Origin of the sequence: Cohnella sp. LGH (assembly GCF_017671885.1) — a bacterium.
In the GTDB taxonomy this organism is placed as follows: domain Bacteria; phylum Bacillota; class Bacilli; order Paenibacillales; family Paenibacillaceae; genus Cohnella; species Cohnella phaseoli.
Map to the genome: position 1 here is coordinate 7,650,206 of NZ_CP072117.1, position 18,904 is coordinate 7,669,109.

Here is an 18,904-nt window from a genome sequence, read left to right on the forward strand (position 1 = left end):
AGAGCTTCGCTAAGAGGGAACACGGGGCCAAGGAGGTGGGCGAATGGAAGTTGTCCAAGGAAAGGCGGACCGCCGCAACTATGTAACAGCGCTGTATGGGGCAACGGTATCCAAAGAGGAATTTGCACAGCTATACGATCGATATTTTCAACGCGTCTTCAACTATATCTGCTATCGGATCAATAACCACTATGCCGCCGAGGATATTTGCAGCCAGGTTTTTGAAACGGTCATACGTAAATATCACACCTATTCCAGCGAAAAAGGCAACTTCGAGGTATGGTTGTTTGCGATTGTTCGCAACGCTGTAACCGACTATTTCCGGATGCAGAACAAACGCCGCCATTTCTCGTTGGATTCGATTCTGGATAGAGTCTTTCCCAAGCCATCTCCCGAAGAGCTGGCGATTCGCGATGACAATAACCGGGCATTGTTCGAGGCTTTGGCCCGTTTGCGCGACAAAGAGCGCAACATCATTGCGATGAAATACGGGGCAGGGCTGAAAAACTCGGAAATCGCGCAGCTCCTGGAAGTCAGCGAGTCCAACATCGGCGTTGTTCTGTACAGAAGCCTGAGGAAACTGCATGCAACCTTAGAAGCGGGAGGGTTCAGAAATGAATAAAAAGCACGATCCTACAGCATTTCATACGACCGTTCAGCGGCTGGAAGCTTTTGATCCCGGCAGCCCTTTAATCAAAGAGCGGATTTACAACCGACTGATCGACAAAATGGACAACCGCACAATGGAACCTCAAATTCAGAATAAGGACGGGATTTCTATGAAACAAGCAAAATGGCGCAAAGGATTGATTGCTTCCAGCCTTGTACTTTGTCTCGGAGGCGCCTTCTCGACAACTTCCTACGCTCACGACCTCTTCCAAACGATTGCGGCGAAATTCCAGGTTGGCAATATGACGATCACGAAATACGAAGGCGAGCTCCCTGACTCCTACAGCAGTCCGTCTGCCGGGGCCGAGGAGGAAAGCGGACGACCTACAGAAGTACAGGCACCAACCTCATTAAGCGTCGATGAAGCGCGTGCTGCGATCGGCCTGAACTTCCCGGCTCCGAATTGGATGGAGGGCTACGAATATGTTAACAGCGTCCTTCACGGCACTACGATGGCCGAGGTTCAGTATGCTTCGGGCGACCAAAGCGTGAACTTCCTAATCTCCACAGGCGGAGAAAATGAAATTCTTACAACCGACGAGGTTACAACGGAACTGATTGACGGGGTGAACGTGTACAAGGCTAACGGCATTGTGATGTGGGAATCGCATGGTTTCACTGTGGAACTGTACGCTCAAGAGGATTTCGACAATGTTACGCTTGGAAAAATCATCGACAGCTTTTCCATAGGAGCGCCGGTTAAGCCGTTGACCGAGGATGAAGCGGCCAAGAATGTGAAAGAGCATGCGGGGGCAACGGCGGCCCCTGCTCGCTAGTAGAATCATCCGGCTGTTCCCCGTATGGGAATAGCCGGCTTTTTATTGCAAGGAGGGACATCCCCCTTACACCTTTGAGCGGAAGTAATGTTATACAAGAACAAAGAGGCTGTCCCATAAGCAGAGTTGCTCGAGATGATCGGTAAAAAAAGAAGGTATATGCACCTGGCACCTTTATCATCGATTATCTTTCAGAGCAACTTGAATTGGTTATGAGACAGCCTCTCCTTATTCCGAATAGCCGATCATGCCGATATAAGCCAAATTGGGCTGGGCGATGTCCATTCTTCCATACTGGACGATGACATCCTTGTCGCTTCTGAACCGCAGCGAATACTGTAGCTGGCGCTCAAGCCGAATGCCTCCGATTTCCTCCGGATGGTCCATGCGAATGCATTTCACCCGCTCCGCCTTGACGAGAATGGGGATGTCCCGGTCCGGCTCGCGCTCCTCGTAAAAAATATCCATGCGCACTTCCGCGTCTTCCGATTGGCAGTTCAAAATCATCACCGCCTCGTGGCCTTCGAAAATATCGCCTTCCACTTTTCCCTTGTATGGCAAGTAGCCGTCGATAATGTACCAGTTTTTCGCGCCTTGTCGGCTCATTCCCGGTCACCGTCCCCTGGCAGCAGCGCTACGACACCGCGTTCCTCCATGTCCGGCTCAACTGCCGAACGAGCGCCGACATCGATTCGTAGCCATCCTCGGTAACGACCAAGCTTTCTTCCACCCGGTTCGAACCGTGCGGATGTCCAAACAGGCTGATGTCCGTATTCACCGTCATGCCGGCTTCGAACGCCGCTTCGCTGTTTTCGTCGGGGTACGGGGATTCCGCTTCCGCCAGCCCGCAGCCGTGCAGCGGCGGATAGAGATCATAGTCGGATACCCCTTTGTCCGCGAAATAAGATTTAACGGCACCGACAAGTTCGCCCATCCGCCTGCCGGGCGCAAGCTTCGAAAGCGCGATATCCTCCGCTTCGACAAGCAGCGTGATAAAGGCCCGCTGCTCCTCGCTCATCCGGCCCGCTACGAATGGAAAACCAACGGTCGCCACATATCCTTCATATTGAACAGCGATCGCAGTCATAATCATGTCGCCGTCCCGAATGATTTTGCGCGTTGGCCTGCCGATAATCGTGTCTACCCGCTCGCCGCTGGTCATGACGATAAACGGCACGTTCTCAGCCCCCGCCCTCATGCATTCCCCGTAAGCATAAGAAGCTAGTTCAAGCTCTGTCATCCCCGGCTTGACGTTGTGGATCATCGCTTTGTAGCCTTCGTCCGCGATGCGGGCCGCTTCCTTCAGGCAGGCGATCTCGTCCGTCGTCTTCGTCATGCGAAGCTGGAATAGCAGCCCGCCGGCGTCTATCCATTCCGCGTCTTTAGCGCTGCTCTCGATCGCCTTCAGCAGCGGAGCCGGCATCGCGTCGATGCCCGCGATACCGATCGCGCGCAGCGGATTGGCCGCGTTCAGCTCGTCGAAAATCGCCTTCAGGCTTGTGTAATTCGCCTGCGGATACTGGATTTCATCCGGCACCGTAACGCACGTGAACTGGGGCAGCAGACGTACATCCGGCCAAGCCGCCATCTCGCGGCACATCAACTCTCCCTCCGGCGCGGCGATAACGATCGGCTCGCCGACGAGCGGAACGATAATCGCGCCCCGCTCGAACAGCGGCCAGTAATTGCTCATATAACGCAAGTTTTCCTTCCGGTACTCGTCTCCGTAGACGAGGCACGCCTGAAGCCCTTTATCCGCCATCAACTTTCTTAATCTGTCCGCTCTCTCTCGAAACTCCGCGTTTCCTATCCGACTCATCTGTGTCGTTCTCCCTCTCTCTATTCAAATGAGCTATCCATAAATACGGCTGGGTTCTCGCGCATCAATACGCCAATCTGCTCGAACGAAATACCTTCGTCCTCCATCATCGGCACGACGTTCGTCAGCATGTGATCGTAACCCCAGCCGCCGTAGCGACGCAGCCCGATTTTCAGACAGACGTCGTTGGACACGAGAATTTGCCGCAAGTAGCCGTCGTCGATCAACGCCCCGATCGTTCGTACCCGCTCGATATCCCGGGCGAACAGCCCCTTCAGCACGCTTTTGTGCCGCCGATCCGCATAAAACTCCTTGCCGAAGTTGTCGAACTCGATATACGCCCCCCGGTCGAGCAGCGCCTTCAAATAGTCAGGCACGATGTCGACGTCAACGTGGTTGATGCATATTTTATCCGGCGCGGCCCCGTGCTCCGTCAAAATATCGATGACAGCGAGTCCTTGCCTTGCCCATAGATCCGTATGGACGTGCAGACCGAGCCCCGTCTGCTGTTGCACCATCGCAGCCGCGATCAGCGTCTTGCGCTCGTTCGGGTGAATCGCCGCGCTCGTACCGATTTCCCCTATGACGCCTGCGCGGATGAGCGTATCCTCCATGCCGTATTTGACATCGCGGTATATTTCGTCCGCGATGTCGTCGACTGTCTTCGCATCCATATCCGGCGGGTGCGAAGCGTGAACGTAATACCCGCAGCCCGCGACAATCTGCACCCCGGTTTCCTGGGACAATCCGGCGAGCAGTGCGGGATCCCGTCCGATATCCCGCAGCGTCAGGTCGACGAATGTGCCGCCTCCCGCTTTCTTGAACGCCGTCAGTTCCGCCTTCGCGACTTCCTCTTCGTCGATGACGGCGTTGTCCAGCACCGCGTACGGATTGCGGTGCAGAACACCTAGATTAGTCAAGCTTACACGTTCTTGCGCCAACCTCTTATCGGAAATGGCCTGAGGCGCGGGGATAAGCCCGCGCAAATCGATGAACGCATGCTCATGAGGCAGCACCCAGCCCAATTTCTCCTTCTCCACGCTGCCCGTTACCGTCATTACAGCCAATCGAACCCCTCCTTGAACCACGACAATATCAGCTGTATCGCATCGAAATCCGGCTAAAATTCAAGCTCGACGACGACCATTCCTCGTCCGGGAACGTACAAGCGAAACCGCGAATCGTCCGGAAACACCGGAATGCCCGGAAAATCTGTCATGACGCGCACAGCCGCAATGGTTCGGCCGACATCGAGCTTGGCAATTTTGTAATTCAAATGCAGATTGCGTATAAGCACCAGCCAGCGGTTCGGAGCCATTTCAAGCGCGATCGTGCGAATATAGTCGGCATTGGCCAGCGCTTGCGGCGCGCCGGTGTGCTTCGCAGCCATCTGCGCGCAGCTGTCGACGAAAGCGTCCGGAACCGGCGAGAACGCCAAGTGGTCCAGCCAAATGATCGCATCGTTAATTTCCCCGGTTTTCTCCTGCCATTGCGCCCACCCGGCTTCGTTTTGCGCAGCGACCAAGTGGTCCAGGCTTCCGTCCGCTTCCCTCACAGCACAGAAATAATCGCCTATCACGCACGCAAGCGACAAACCATCTGCGGCTGCAAACGCAACAATCCTCTCCGTCATCCGGCCGATCAGCACGGCGCGGCCGCCACGATAGGCAAGCAGCTCGCGCAGCTCGTCTTCGGGAAGCGCGTGAACGCATGTCGCCACGATCGCCCCTTCCGTCCGCGGAAGATCGCGAACATTGACCACGCCGTGCAGCGGAACGCCGCGGTCGATAAGCTCGTTCGTCCATTTGTGAACAGGCCACTCCCGGGAAGCGACATAATCTTCAAGCGAATGATGAAGCGCTTTGTCGGACCAGACGAGCGTAGGTCCGGCGATATCTTGCGGCTGGCCGTCGAAGCCCAATTGCCAGCGGCTCGTCAGCCATTGCCAGCCATCGCGACTGATGCCGTCCCCGAGGCAGGCCATAAATCCGGACGACGCCCTGCGAATGCCTTCCGGTTCCTTCAAATAAACGTTGGAAAAAGCGAAGATGTCCCGCTCCAGCACGGTAGGCGCATGCCGAAGCGCATCCCACTGCTCGTTCGTATCCTGAATCGCATTAAGGCAAATAAGCTTTGTATCCGGCACGTACGCCTTGATCGTCATAATCATCGTCATAAACTCCGTGCCCGGCTCGTATTCCGTTTCGTCCGCCCCGGCCGAAAGCGAAGCGCCGACGGATTCAACGATAAAGCCGTCGATCCCCGTTTCGGCAAGCAGCTTATAATCGACTCCATAGCGATACAGCGCTTCCATCGGCTCGCGCGTCCATGCCGTGTTGACGAATGTCTTTTTGCCCGCTCCGTGCACGGCGTCGACGATTTTTTGCCAGAATGCCGCCCAGCGCCGGCTGTGAAAAGAAATCCAATCCAGCCGCCGGCTGCGCCAAATCCAGCTTGCCCGTCGCTCCATCGCGTCGGGATCCCCGTCGCAAGCTTCGGCGAACGCTCCTTCAAAGGATATACCGGCGTAACGCGCGAACTGCCCGATCATATCGTCGGAATAATCCGTCTCGGCGAGACATTTGCGCGGGCTTGTATAGCCATCCGCCCCATGATAACCGTCGAAGCCGTAATCCTGCATGACGATCAGCAATTCCCGTATAAATAAATCCTCGTAAAGCGAACCGTCCGCAAGATGCTTCAGCGGATTAATAAATCCGAATCGCTCGCCCCTTCTCCCTGTCTCGTACAGCTCCGGGTGCGCGCCGCACCATTCGCCGTCCCTGTCGCCATGAGCATGGAATAGATCGAAGAAGCTGCAGTAAACGGGTACGCCGAATTTGCGGAGCTCCGAGACCAGACCCCGGAGCTGCACATTCGTCCACGACTGACGATTGCGGTCTCTGCCATACGGTCTGGCGTTATAAGAACAGACTTCGACCGGCAAGGCGTACTCTTGATCCATGCCGGCATGCGCATGTACGAAGTCCGGCGTAAAAAGGAGCAAACACATCCCGTCGGGCACAAAACCGATCCGCTCGATATATTCCGCCACGCCGAAATCGCCCAGCGTATTGTCGAACCCGATCAGCTCGATCCAAATCCATCTTTCGTAAGCGGTCATGCGATTTACCTCGCTTTATTCGATTTTGAGTGCATCTCAACGGCTTATTCTTATTTCCCTTTGTAATAATTCCGAAATTCCTGGGGCGTCATTTGCAGCTTTTGCTTGAACTTGCGAATGAAACTGGACACATCCTTATATCCGACCGCTTCTACGATATCCTGCACCGGCATACTGGTTGTCTTGAGCAGCTCCTTCGCCTTGGAGATACGCATTTCTTTGACATAATCCATAATCGTACTTCCCGTTTCCTCTTTGAAAATCCGACTGATATACGAGACCGAATAGCTTAGATCGTCGGCCATGCTCTGGATGCTCAGGTTGTAATCGTCAAAATGCTGTTGAACATACTCCATAATGCGGTCCGTACCTAAACGATCGGGATGCCGGTTAGCAGTCTGGATCGTCTCGCAAGCCATTATGCAAACTTTCACCGTTTCCTCCAGCAACCGGTCAATGGAGTTGAAGTTGGCGTAGGCGATAATATCGGGCAGCGGCACGGAACCTTTACCGGAGCCCGAATTGTAATGCTGGCGCAAATATTTCAGAATCGTATTGATCACTTCAATGCAGCTCGATTTGGCTTGAAACAACGAATTGCTTCTCTCCCTGATTTCAGACGCGATCATCTCAACCGTCTTCATCGCTTGCTCGACCGCTCCCCGGTCCATATGGACGAGAAGGTTTTCCACAGACGTTCTTACGTCCCAACCCTGCTGCGTCAGCTTCAGATCAAGGTCGGCGAAAAACAGCACCTTCCCGCTGCCGTATATGAATTTATGATCCAGCGCAGTAGAGGCTTCAATGTAAGAATGCGTAACCCGGCTTAACTCGCTGAAAACCGTTCCGACGCCGATTGTAACGGGCGCGTTGACGCTTCTGGTTAAGCTCGTCTGTAGGGCGGCCAATTCGGCTTCTGGAATCAGCCGGTTATCCTCTGCGGAAACAATCAATGTAACGCCTGCCTCCGTATGCACGTCAAATACCTGATGCCCCTTTTGCTCAAGCTCCCGGTAGAAGGATCGGTCTACGGAATCGGACGCCAGTCCGCTCTCATTCTGAATAACAGCGACAAAGTAGTTTTCTTGGACCATGCTAAGTCCGACAAAACCGCCTTGGCGGTTAAACTCCTCTGTATCCGTTAATCTTCCCTGCAGCAGGCCAAGCAGCAAATGCTGGCGGACATAGGGCGCGTTGAATTCGTTCTGCCGGTTCCAACGCTCTGCGGCTTCAAGCAAACGCCGGATCGGATTGTAATTGAACCGCATAAAGACGTAAATCGCGATGCTGCCGAGCAGCAAAATAATCACATAGGATAGGAGCGCAATTTGCTTGATTTCATTGACGTCCCGAAGCAGCTCCTGCTCAGGCGTAAGTACGATATAGGTGAGCCCGGTCGTTTTGGATTGGACCCCGGACGCATAGACCGGCTCGCCGTAACGCGTCTCGTGCAAGGTCTCGTTGTTCTTGGCAGCGGACAGCAATTCGGCAATGAGCGGCGGTTCCAAGGGCTCCTCTCCGTAAACGCCAGTTATGACCGTACCTTTGTTGTCGATAATAAACGCTTCATTTCCTTGAAACAACAAAACGGTTTTCAAGAGGTCGCGAAAGGTCTGTTCCCTGATCAAATAAACGGCAGTTCCACGCGGCTTGCTTGACGATATGGGTATCGGCCGTAGATAAGTAATATACCGATCGCCGTTCAGAGGCTCGGCTTTGCGGATCACCGGGGATGCGACCGTATTGAACTCGTTTCTTACCTGGTCGTCCGGCCACTCCGGATAAGCGAACAATTGATGAAACATATCCAGCGAATACATGCTTTCCGAAGAGTAAAAGGACTCTCCCTCGCGATCGTATAGAAACACCTGGTCGATAAAAGTATTGCTCATTTTGTAATTCATCACGTGCCGCATGGAAAAGAAGTAGAAATAGTTCCTATACTGGCTCAGCGACACTAACGGATTCCTCGACAAATCCGCCGCGATGCTGATCATTTCCTTAAAGCGCGTATCCACGACTTCTTCGACCCGCTTCAAAATTTGTTCGTTGTTGGTCAGAGACTGCGTCCGGACTTTATCGAGGATGCTGCTGTAGATAAACATGCTTGTAATAAAAATGGGTATAAGCAGAACGATCGCGTACGAAATCAAATACTGCATGTATATAGGCAGCCTTACCCGCTTTTTCATGACAACCCCAACCCCCTCATCTGACTGAAAGCGGTTCGACCTTCTATATGGAAGGAGGCGGCTCGAGACAGAAATACGAAGCCGCCTGCTGTCATCATAGCATTACAATTGATATTTCGAATGAATTTCCAGAAATTGATCTACATTCAGTTTTTTCAGCTGACCCAGATGTTTCTCCCACTTCTCGTCCGTCAACCCGTTGATAACGAAGTCGGCAAAGATCGTGTTGACGTAGCCGTTCCAGCCGTTCAAGTCGCTGAATTGCTCAAGCGCTTCATAGTCCTCCGCATCGTAGACGAGCAGCGCATTGATCGCTCCGTAGCGAAGCAGCGGTTCCTTCAGTTCGAAAGCGGCCAGTTCCTCCGTCTCGCGCGGGGTGATGAAGATCCCTTCGGAATAATTCTCGGACGGAATAATATTCGGCGCGTTAAAGCCTGGCGCCAGACTGAATCTAAACGCGACATTATCCATGCCTTCCGGCGGCGGAAGACTCTCATATTTGCCGTTGTCCAGCTTCTTCAGGCCGATTCCGACGGGGCCCTCCTGAATTTCCAGGCTCATCTCCAAATCGTAATGGCTATCGACCCATTTCATCGTAATTTCCGGATTTTGGTTCGCCGTCGTCAGCAGGAACGCTCCGCCCCAAATCCCCGGGTTTTCCCGCTTCCAGCCGTAATCGCCCTTCGGGCCTTTTAAACCGAGCAGCGGTACGTATTCGTCGCCGTTCGTCAAATAACTGTTGATCGGATAAGACGCGACACCCAGTACGGGAACCTCGTTTTGCATCCTTGAAGTGTACACTTGGGAGGTTTGCGTGAACAACTCTTTGTCAAGCAAGCCTTCGCTGTACAATTTGTTCATAAATTGCACGTATTCCTTATATCCTTCCTGCTGAGGGGCATACAGCAGCTTTCCGTCCAGGATATACGAATGATTGCCCTCGTGGTCCATGATTCCAAAGGAACCCGACAAGGCATTGCCGCCGATCCAGTTGGAATTGTACATGAAGCTCATCGGAATTTCGTCCTGTTTGCCGTTGCCATTCAAATCTTTGCCCTTAAACGCTTTCAGCGCTTCGTACAGCTCGTCCGTCGTCGTCGGTACGGGAAGATCTACCGCATCCAGCCATTTCTTGTTGATCCACATCGTATCCGGCGCTTGATAGAACGGAGCATCCACCACTTTCGGAAGCGCATAAATTTTGCCGTCCGAATGCGTAATGGCCGCCTTGTACTCTGGATGTTTCTCGAATATCGCTTTCAGGTTTGGCGCATACTGATCGATCAAATCGTTAAGCGGGAGCAATATGCCTTGGTTCGCCCAATTCGTCAGATCGATTCCGCTTGGCATCGCTCCGTATACGGCGTCGGGGTAATCCCCGCTTGCGAACACGAGATTCAGCTTTTCCATCTTGGTCGATTCGTCGACAAGCGTCCAGTTGATATGGACGTTTGTTTCCTCTTCCAGCCGCTTGAACAGTTCATACTCGTTATAATCCATAATTTTGCTTGCGCTTGCTTTAAAGGCCAGGATGTTCAAATTCGCTTGCTCGGCGAGCGGAAAAGCGAATTCCCCTTCCGCTGGAGGTGTGTCCGTCGATTCTGTCGTCTTCGTTGCCGGCGAGCTCGCAACACTGCCTCCCGAATTCGCATTGTTCTTGCCCGAGGCGCACGCAGCCAACAAGATCAGTGACATCATGAGTACGAAAGCCGTGCCTACCCGTTTCCTCAAATCAATTTCCCCTTTTTCGTTTAATATATATAATGTCGGAACTATGAAAAGCTATCCTTTCACAGAGCCGATCATCATACCTTTCACAAAATACTTCTGCAGGAACGGATAGAGCACCATCATTGGCAAGCTAGCCACGATGACGAGTCCGTATTTGACCAGTTCCGCCTGCTTGGCTTTCTCTTGTGCAGAATTCAAATCGCCCATCATTTCGCTTGACTGATTCTCGATCAGTATGCGGCGCAAAATAATTTGCAGCGGCTGCAGCTCTTCGCTGCTCAAATAGACGAGCGCCTTAAAGTAGGAATTCCACTGCGCCACCGCATTAAACAGTACGATTACCGCAATGATCGGCAAGGATAACGGCAGCACGATCCGAAAGAAAAACCGCAAGTTATTGCAGCCGTCCACCATCGACGCTTCCAGCAGCTCGTCGGGGATTGTCTGTTGAAAAAACGTGCGGACGATCACGATCTGAAACGCGGAAACGGCTCCAGGTATGACCATCGCCCACATCGTATCCAGCATCCCCAAGTTTTTCACCAAAATGTAAGTGGGAATTAGCCCCCCTTGAAAAAACATCGTAAACAGGATGAACAGCATGATGACTTTCCGGCCGAACAGGTCTTTGCGAGACAGCGCATACCCTCCGCTAATTGTGACCGCAGTGCTGATCCCCGCTCCAAGAACGGCATAAAACAACGAGTTGCTGTAACCGAGCCAGATCTGATGATGGTTAACGATGGCCGCATAACCTTTCCAGGAAACGTTCGCCGGCCAGAACCACACTTTGCCGGAATTGACGGCTACCGGATCGCTGATCGATGCAATAAGAATAAAGTATAGCGGGTATAGAATCACAATTAGAACAACAATAAACAACGCGGTGTTGCTTAGATCGAACAGGCGATCGGACAATGTTTTTCGTTGCATGGCGCACCCCCTACCACAAGGAAGTTTGATTCATACGCCGTGCGATCGAATTTACGGCGATGAGCAAAATAAAATTCATGACGGAGTTGAAAAAACCGATGGCCGCCCCATAACTGAATTGCCCGCCAACAAGTCCTTTCTTGTATACATAAGTTTGAATAATTTCCGCGGAAGAAATGTTCAACGGATTTTGAAGCAGGTATGCCTTTTCGAACCCGAGATTGAACATATTGCCGATGCTCAGTATAAGCATAATCGTTACGGTGGGCATAATGCCGGGCAGGTCGATATGCCAGATCCGCCGGAATTTACTGGCGCCGTCCATGACGGCCGCTTCATGAAGCTCGGGGCTGATCGCCGTGAGGGCAGCCAGATAGATGACCATACCCCACCCCAAGTTCTGCCATACGCCGGACCACACAAAAATCGACTTGAACCAGGACGAATCCCCGAAGAAATAAATCGCTTCTCCTCCGAGCATCGTAATGACGCGATTAACTAGCCCGCTGCCCGGCGAAAGGAACAAGTTCAGCATACCGGCCAGAACGACGGTCGAAATAAAATAGGGCGCATACGTTACCGTCTGCACGATTCGCTTGAATTTATGGCTTACAAGCTGGTTAAGCAGCAGCGCCATAAGGACCGCGATTGGAAAGGTGCTCAATTCGTACAAGCTCAACAAAACCGTATTTTTCAGAATGTCCCAAAATAAATAAAAATCGAAGAAACGTTCGAAGTACTTCAGCCCCACCCATTCGCTGCCGGCGAATCCGAGCGCAACCTTGAAATCCTTAAATGCGATTTGCAGCCCGTACATCGGAACGTACTCCAACAATGCATAATAAACGACCGTTGGCAGGAGCAGCAGGTACAGATCCCAGTGTTTGATCCTTCTTATTCTTGTCATGTTCGTATAATCGTATCTCCCCTCGATGTATGCGCTTCATGTGATTTGCTACCCCAATTTATAACGAATCTCGCGTCCTTCGCAATATGCCGTTCTTTGTGCGATAGGCGAAACTTCTACTAATGCGTTGCAGGTGCAAATCTCGCATACCTGTGCAAGAATAAAAGAAAAAGGCCTAGGGGCTTCCCCTGGCCTTCAACACAAACTTCTAATACCCCAGAAAACGAAAGTTATCAAAGTAGACGGTAGTCGGGCTGGTCGGCTTCATCCACAGCTCGATTCCCTTCATCCGAGTCAGATCGAGATTGCCCAGCTCACTGAGCGAGATGCTGACCGATTGCGACGAATTCGGACCGATGACAATCGGATGTGTATCGTTCGGCGTGTTGTCCTCATCGAAAAACTTCGCAGCCACCATCACCTGCGTACTGTTCGGATTGAAGACGTCGAAATTCACATAAATGTAATTCGACCAATCCGCCGACGGGAATGCAGTCCCCGCGCCGAACATTCTCACACTCGGGAATTCTACGTTGGTCGTATAATCCACCTTCAACGAAGAATTGCCTTGCGTCACATGCTGAGTCGACAAGCTCAAGTTGACGTTGTTACCTTGCAAACGGCCCAGATCCTGACTCGTCTCCGCGTAATTGAGCGGAGTTACCGTAAGAGGTTCAAACCCTAGAAAATGAAAATTATCGAAGTAGACGGTAGTCGGGCTAGTCGGCTGCATCCATAACTCGATTCCCTTCATTCGGGTCAGGTCGAGATTGCCCAGCTCATTAAGCGGAATGCTGACCGATTGCGACGAATTCGGACCGATGACGATCGGATGCGTGTCGTTCGGCGTGTTATCCTCGTCGAAAAACTTCGCGGCCACCATCACCTGAGTATTGTTCGGATTGTACACGTCGAAGTCCACTGAAAGATATTTCGACCAATCCGCCGACGGAAAAGCGGTTCCCGCGCCGAACAATCTTATGCTCGGGAATTCTACGTTTGTCGTATAATCCGCCTTCAATGAATAATTGCCCTGCGTAACATGCTCGGTCGACAAACTCAGGTTGACGTTGTTTCCTTGCCAACGGGCCAGATCCTGGCTCGTTTCCGCAAAATTAAGCGGGATTACCGGAACAGGTTCGTAACCGAGAAAATGGAAGTTGTCAAAGTAGACGGTAGTCGGACTGTCCGGTTTCATCCACAGCTCGATTCCCTTTATCCGAGTCAGATCGAGATTGCCCAGTTCATTGAGCGGGATGCTGACCGATTTGGACGAGTTCGGACCGATGACGATCGGATGCGTATCGTTCGCCGTGTTGTTCTCGTCGAAAAACTTCGCAGCCACCATCACCTGCGTATTGTTCGGATTGTACACGTCGAAGTCCACTGAAAGATATTTCGACCAATCCGCCGACGGGAATGCGGTTCCCGCGCCGAACAGTCTTATATTAGGGAATTCTACGTTTGTCGTATAATCCGCCTTCAACGAATAATTGCCCTGCGTAACGTGCTCAGTCGACAAACTCAAGTTGACGCTGTTCGTTTGCCAGCTGGCCAGATCCTGGCTAGTCTCCGCATAGTTGAGCGGAATTGTATATACCGGAGGCGCCGGATCTTGACCGAACAGAACGATCGTTTGCTCTCGCGAGATCCCGTTGCTAGAAACCGTCAACTGCAGCTCGTTAATTCCCAGCTGTACATCGACCGTCTTCGTGTAGACGACATACTGCCCGTGCTGTTCCGCCGGAGACAGTGTCTGTCCCTCCAACGCGACCGACGTCCCCGTCCCGACAAAGATGGTTACCTGCTGCTTCAAGTCCTCGACCGTCTCCGAAGTGACGAGAGCGAGCGGACTTTGTTGCAAGGCGACAATTCGCTCGGCAATCTCCCGGCGCGCTTGCAGCAATCGTTCAGGCTCCTCGTCGTATCGGCTAACCGACTTATACAGCCGATCGTAATAAGACTTCATCTCCGCGTCGACGTCGAACGAAGCGATGCCAAGCTGCAAAGCCGCAGCCTTCATACGATCTTCAAGCAGCCACAAATATTCATAATCCTCCAAGCCTTCGCGAATCGCATCGAGCCGAATGGTCGGTATCGGTCCGTTGATTCCGAGATCCCTGCCCGGATACAATAAGAAGCCATCGCCGTTCGCTCCCGGGTAAGCCATCGGATCGTTCCACACGTCGCGATCGACGTCCTGATTCTGAGACCTGTCATATTTGAGGAAGAAAGTAGTGGACCAGAACAGATTGCCCTCTATCTTGTTCTCTCGCTGCATCCAGGACAGCAGTCGCGCACCCAACAGGTCGTCATCGATATGATAGGACGGATAAGGATGCTGCGGTACGACGCAAGTATACCACCATACATGATCGCCGGCCGCCAGGCGAGCCTGAGCCGCGTTACGGTCGTACAGGTGCAGGAGCGGAGCCCATGTGTCTACGTAGCCGGTCAATTCCGGGACAGGCTCTTTGGTCACGAGAAATTTGGCGTCCGGCGCGATCGTCTTCAGCTCGTTGGAGATTTGCTGCACGAGCGGATAGCGGGCGGGCTCCGGCTCATCCGTGCTCCATACATAGAAATAACCTTTGCTTAGCCAGCCTTTGTTCCGAAGCTTATCCACAAGCTCTTTCGTCTTGGTCGGATTGCCCTCGTAGTAAGGAATTCGGAAACTATTCACCCGCGGATCCGTCAGGAACGGCTCAGCCTTCTGAATATATACGTCGACGTCGTCCGTCGGAATCGGCAAGTCCCCGGATGCGACTCTGTATTCCAATTGGGCCCAGTAATAATTCTCCATCAAAGTCCAATAAGCAGGAGTGTTGGGCGTTACCCCGTGGTAATAGGCCACTTGACTGTTTGTAATGGCAAACGCGGTCTGCGTATGAGGCGTGTCGCCCAATTCGAAATCCCAGACGCGGAAGGTGATCTTCACCTGGAATGAGGTCTCGTTGGCCTGAAGGGTAAGCTGCCCTTGGTAATCTCCCGGCTGCTGCCCTTTCGGAACCTTGACCGTAAGCCAGATCCCCTGGTTCTGTCCAAGCGGCACGTTGAAGACGCTATTCGCATTCAGCGGAATAAGGGCATCCGGATACCAGCCTGTCGGATAAGCGCCTGTCGTTGGCGTCGTCACTTGGACATAATGCTCTCGATACAATTGAATGCTGCTTACGGGAATGACAGCCGTTCCGCCGCCGGTCACGGTAAGAGGGGTGACGCTGGCACTCACGCCGGTCAAAGAAGTATCGGCGGCCTTGAAGATAACCTGTCCGCTTTCGTATTCATTTTTGGCCGCTTCCATGTTCAGAGTCTGCTTCGGGTTATTCGGGAATGGGGCATTGCGCAGCACCTTCTCCGTATTGGTCGGCACCCAGAAGGACGATCCTGCAGGCGTAGGTGTGGGTGGGTTATCCGCATACACAGACATGGCTCCGCTTGAGAACAGCATCAACATTACCAATAGCAAATGCTTCTTCACGGTGATCCCCTCTTTTCATCAAAATGATTACTTCAGACCTGTCATGGAAATGCCTTGAACCAGCTGCTTCTGAACGGCAAAATAAAGCAATAGAATCGGTATGGTCGCCACGGTCAGCATCACCATGATGTTGTTCCATGTCGCGAACGAGCCGTTCTGCGCGGTATAGATTCTGACCATGATCGTCCATAGCTTGTCGCTTGGAAATACGAATAACGGCATAATGAAATCGTTATATACCGCCATGAACGTCTGCAAAATATTTACGGCGAATACCGGCTTGGAAAGCGGTACGATGATTTGCGCAAACATCCGGAAGGCGCCCGCGCCATCAATTTTCCCCGCTTCCATCAGCTCGTTCGGCAAACCGTCGAAAAATCCCTTAAACAAAAAGATCATGTACCCCCAGGAAGCGGAGGGCAAAATATACGCCAGATAGTTGTTCAATAAATTCACGTGGATGATCGGCAGGTCCGATAGCATGATATAAGTCGGAAACATAAGCGCCTGACTGCTGATCATCAGCGTACCAAGAAAGAACAGCAGCAGCGTCTTACTGAATTTAGGCTTAAGCTTGGATAAGGAGAACGCCGCCATAGCGCTGATCGGGATTTGCGTCAGGATAACCCCTCCGCACAACACAATCGTGTTCCACAAATTCTCCCACAGCGGATATTTGGCAAATGTATCGACGACACCGGAGAAATTCCAGGCTTCCGGAAGCAGAGTGGGAGGAATCTGGATGATTTCTAGGCTCGTCTTAAAGGAGTTGGAGACCATCCAAAAAAACGGAAAGAGCTGAAACGGTATGCCAATGAGCAACAGCGCGATGATGCCTCCATGAAGCGCTCTGCCTTTCGTTTTTTTGATCTCGGCTTCATTCAGGACTGACACGTGCTTTCCTCCTACTTCTCTCGGGAAGTCAATTTCATCTGTAACGCCGTGATAATAAAGATGATGACGAAGGCGATATTCGCGAGCGTAATGGCGTAGCTATAATCCAGATTGTTCATGGCGGATTTGAGAGCATAGAGGATCAGCGTCGTCGTTTCTCCTACCGGACCGCCTCCCGTATACACGAGCGGAACCGCCGCTTCGTTAAACCTATTAATCAAATCCATAATAAACATGACTTTGACAATCGGCATAATGAACGGGAGCGTAATATGCCAGATTCGTTTGGCGACGCCGGCTCCGTCAATCATCGCCGATTCGTACATTTCCTTGGGAACCTCGTTTAAGGACGCCATATAGATGACCATCGACATGCCGCCGGAAATAATCAGACCCGGCAAGTACATCGCCCATTTCACCAGAGCCACGTCGTTCAGCCAGGTCAGACCCGGCAAATGGAAGTAATTAAGAATAGCGTTGGCCAATCCATAATCCGGCGAATAAATATATTTCCATAACACAAGAATCGCAATGCTGGGCGCTACGGCAGGAATAAAATATGTCATTCTGAAAAACGTCTTACCCTTCCTGACCTCGTTGACGAGCAACGCCAAAATAATGGGAGGCCAGAAATTCAGGATTAAGCCGATGACCCAAAACTCTACGTTATTGCGAAGCGCGGCATAGAAGTCCGGGTCCGCGAATGCGCGCGAATAGTTGCTGAACCCGACGAAGTTGCCGGGAAGCTCCACGATATTGATCTCATAGAAGGAGATAAAAAAGCCTAGCAGGATCGGATAATATTTGAATATCAAAAAAGCGAGCAGAGCGGGAAGAAGGAAAACCCATGCTGCGAATTGGTCATTCCCGCTCTTTTTTCTCGAAAGAAGTTTCATTTCTGTCTACCACCCAATCTTCAGGGTCTATTTACGGAAAGAGTCCGGATATTTGGCGTAAAGCTCATCCGCGGTTTTGTCCAAGAGACTCTTGACCTCGTCGCGCGAAATGTCCTTCTTCAGCAGAATTTTCTGCAACGGCTTCGACAGTGCGTTCTTCAGATCGTTCCAGTTCGGGCAGAACGGCTCCGACTTAGCGCCCGCGGCAGCGGCGACCAGCTCTTGCTTAATTCTCTCCGGCACGGTAGTGGATAGGCTCAGCTTGAGCTCGTACAGGTCTTTGCGGGCTGGAACGTTCAGGTCGGAAATATTCTCTCTCGCCGCAATTTCCCATTGCTCCTTCAGAAGCTCTTCGTCATAGGTGATATAGGTCAATACGTCGAACGCCGCCTTCTGCTCTTCCTTGCTGGCTTTCGGATTAATCGTAATGACTCTTCCTCCCGCTAGAGAAGGCCTAGTGATGGACTTGTCTTTCACGGGCATCGGCATGATGCCGAAGTCGCTCATCTGTTGACCATACTTATCCAGAGCAGTCTGATCCAGGCCGCTGACGTCAAACCAGGAGAAGGCTGCCCGGCCTGCCATAATATCATCTTGAAGCTTGTTCCAGTCCTGCAGCGTATCCTTTTGCGTCATTTGGTACTTCCATACCATCTCGTTCCAGAATACAGCGGCGTCTACGCCCGCTTCTTCATTAAATGCGATTTTATAGGTGCCATCGTCATTCGGTCTGACCATTTCTCCGCCAGCCGACCATACCCATGCCGTGAACGGCCAAGCATTCCAATCCATGCCGACGATTTCATAGCCGAATCTCGGTACGCTGACATCGGTAATCTTCTGCCCCATCTCCGCGAATTCCGCCCATGTTTCCGGAAGCTTCTCCGGATCTCCGCCGCCTGCTTGGATCGTTTTCGCGTTATACAGTGTATTGATGAATCCGCTGAACACCGGGACGGCATACCATTTCCCGTCTGCTGTCGATATCGATTCGTTGAAGGTGTCGATCATCTGGTCTTTGTATTCCCATGAATTGTAGAATTCGCTAATGTCCGCAATCGTTCCGTTCTTGATCCGGGTTGGAATATCGACGTTCGGCAATTCGCGCCAACCGGTCGGCGCTTCATTGGCCATCAGCGCTTTGTCATATTCCTGTCTGTAGTCCGTGCCCGGCTTCAGCGTCTCATCCTGGATTTCGATGTTGGGGAATTTCTGCTTCACCTTCGCCATCATCGCATTGTAGGCTTCGACTTTGCCCTTAGGCGCATCCGGTTGAGGCTTTTCCCATAATTTGATTTTTACTTTCGCGGCCTGCTCCGTTTGCCCGCTCTGCTCCGCCGTATTGCTCGACTTCCCGGCCGAATTCGACTCGGACTTGCTTCCCCCGCAGCCAGCTACGGTCAATAAGGCTACACCAACAACTGCCGACAAACAAACGGATTTCGTTAACATCTTTTTCATTCTTGTTACTCTCCCCTTTTG

14 protein-coding genes are annotated in these 18,904 nt (G+C 52.1%); 2 read left to right on the forward strand and 12 right to left on the reverse strand.

Annotation, left to right across the window (positions count from 1 at the left end; all coding sequences use genetic code 11):
- Positions 1 to 43: 43 nt before the first annotated feature.
- Positions 44 to 622, forward strand: coding sequence for a sigma-70 family RNA polymerase sigma factor (locus J4772_RS31495; protein ID WP_209072936.1), 579 nt, complete (start codon positions 44 to 46; stop codon positions 620 to 622).
- Positions 615 to 1,445: a hypothetical protein gene (locus J4772_RS31500; RefSeq protein WP_209072937.1), complete on the forward strand. Its 831-nt coding sequence runs from the start codon at positions 615 to 617 to the stop codon at positions 1,443 to 1,445. Before J4772_RS31495 ends, J4772_RS31500 begins: the two co-directional genes overlap by 8 nt.
- Before the next feature lie 228 nt (positions 1,446 to 1,673).
- Here J4772_RS31500 and J4772_RS31505 read toward each other — a convergent pair whose 3' ends face one another.
- From J4772_RS31505 to J4772_RS31560, 12 genes are all read right to left on the reverse strand, one after another.
- Positions 1,674 to 2,051 carry a sensory rhodopsin transducer gene (locus tag J4772_RS31505; RefSeq protein ID WP_209072938.1) on the reverse strand — a complete coding sequence of 126 codons (378 nt, stop codon included), beginning with the start codon at positions 2,049 to 2,051 and terminating at the stop codon, positions 1,674 to 1,676.
- A 28-nt stretch (positions 2,052 to 2,079) separates the two neighbouring features.
- Entirely contained in the window at positions 2,080 to 3,264 is a 1,185-nt protein-coding gene (locus tag J4772_RS31510; protein ID WP_209072939.1) for a M24 family metallopeptidase, read from the reverse strand.
- A 20-nt stretch (positions 3,265 to 3,284) separates the two neighbouring features.
- Positions 3,285 to 4,322, reverse strand: coding sequence for a phosphotriesterase family protein (locus J4772_RS31515; protein WP_247741249.1), 1,038 nt, complete (start codon positions 4,320 to 4,322; stop codon positions 3,285 to 3,287).
- A 62-nt stretch (positions 4,323 to 4,384) separates the two neighbouring features.
- On the reverse strand, positions 4,385 to 6,388 hold the full coding sequence (locus tag J4772_RS31520) for a hypothetical protein (RefSeq protein WP_209072941.1): 2,004 nt from the start codon (positions 6,386 to 6,388) through the stop codon (positions 4,385 to 4,387).
- Between the two features lie 50 nt (positions 6,389 to 6,438).
- Positions 6,439 to 8,580, reverse strand: coding sequence for a helix-turn-helix domain-containing protein (locus J4772_RS31525; protein WP_209072942.1), 2,142 nt, complete (start codon positions 8,578 to 8,580; stop codon positions 6,439 to 6,441).
- A 102-nt stretch (positions 8,581 to 8,682) separates the two neighbouring features.
- Positions 8,683 to 10,311 (reverse strand): extracellular solute-binding protein, encoded by a 1,629-nt coding sequence (locus J4772_RS31530; RefSeq protein WP_209072943.1) that lies wholly within the window; start codon positions 10,309 to 10,311, stop codon positions 8,683 to 8,685.
- Positions 10,312 to 10,362: 51 nt separating this feature from the next.
- Positions 10,363 to 11,244: a carbohydrate ABC transporter permease gene (locus tag J4772_RS31535; protein ID WP_209072944.1), complete on the reverse strand. Its 882-nt coding sequence runs from the start codon at positions 11,242 to 11,244 to the stop codon at positions 10,363 to 10,365.
- 10 nt (positions 11,245 to 11,254) lie between these two features.
- The gene (locus tag J4772_RS31540; protein WP_209072945.1) at positions 11,255 to 12,151 is read right to left on the reverse strand and encodes an ABC transporter permease; all 897 of its coding nucleotides are present in this window, start codon (positions 12,149 to 12,151) and stop codon (positions 11,255 to 11,257) included.
- Positions 12,152 to 12,359: 208 nt separating this feature from the next.
- Positions 12,360 to 15,632 (reverse strand): DUF4091 domain-containing protein, encoded by a 3,273-nt coding sequence (locus tag J4772_RS31545; RefSeq protein WP_209072946.1) that lies wholly within the window; start codon positions 15,630 to 15,632, stop codon positions 12,360 to 12,362.
- A gap of 27 nt (positions 15,633 to 15,659) precedes the next feature.
- Positions 15,660 to 16,526 (reverse strand): carbohydrate ABC transporter permease, encoded by an 867-nt coding sequence (locus J4772_RS31550; RefSeq protein ID WP_209072947.1) that lies wholly within the window; start codon positions 16,524 to 16,526, stop codon positions 15,660 to 15,662.
- 11 nt (positions 16,527 to 16,537) lie between these two features.
- Positions 16,538 to 17,422, reverse strand: a complete 885-nt coding sequence (locus tag J4772_RS31555) for a carbohydrate ABC transporter permease (protein ID WP_209072948.1) — start codon at positions 17,420 to 17,422, stop codon at positions 16,538 to 16,540.
- 27 nt (positions 17,423 to 17,449) lie between these two features.
- A complete protein-coding gene (locus J4772_RS31560; RefSeq protein WP_209072949.1) occupies positions 17,450 to 18,883 on the reverse strand; it encodes an ABC transporter substrate-binding protein in 1,434 nt (477 codons plus the stop codon).
- Between the last annotated feature and the right edge of the window lie 21 nt (positions 18,884 to 18,904).

Coding starts and splice junctions, on each gene's coding strand:
- J4772_RS31525 (WP_209072942.1), bottom strand. CDS start 8,580: ATGAAAAAGCGGGTAAGGCTGCCTATATACATGCAGTATTTGATTTCG.
- J4772_RS31505 (WP_209072938.1), bottom strand. CDS start 2,051: ATGAGCCGACAAGGCGCGAAAAACTGGTACATTATCGACGGCTACTTG.
- J4772_RS31495 (WP_209072936.1), top strand. CDS start 44: ATGGAAGTTGTCCAAGGAAAGGCGGACCGCCGCAACTATGTAACAGCG.
- J4772_RS31560 (WP_209072949.1), bottom strand. CDS start 18,883: ATGAAAAAGATGTTAACGAAATCCGTTTGTTTGTCGGCAGTTGTTGGT.
- J4772_RS31520 (WP_209072941.1), bottom strand. CDS start 6,388: ATGACCGCTTACGAAAGATGGATTTGGATCGAGCTGATCGGGTTCGAC.
- J4772_RS31500 (WP_209072937.1), top strand. CDS start 615: ATGAATAAAAAGCACGATCCTACAGCATTTCATACGACCGTTCAGCGG.
- J4772_RS31515 (WP_247741249.1), bottom strand. CDS start 4,322: ATGACGGTAACGGGCAGCGTGGAGAAGGAGAAATTGGGCTGGGTGCTG.
- J4772_RS31540 (WP_209072945.1), bottom strand. CDS start 12,151: ATGACAAGAATAAGAAGGATCAAACACTGGGATCTGTACCTGCTGCTC.
- J4772_RS31535 (WP_209072944.1), bottom strand. CDS start 11,244: ATGCAACGAAAAACATTGTCCGATCGCCTGTTCGATCTAAGCAACACC.
- J4772_RS31510 (WP_209072939.1), bottom strand. CDS start 3,264: ATGAGTCGGATAGGAAACGCGGAGTTTCGAGAGAGAGCGGACAGATTA.
- J4772_RS31555 (WP_209072948.1), bottom strand. CDS start 17,422: ATGAAACTTCTTTCGAGAAAAAAGAGCGGGAATGACCAATTCGCAGCA.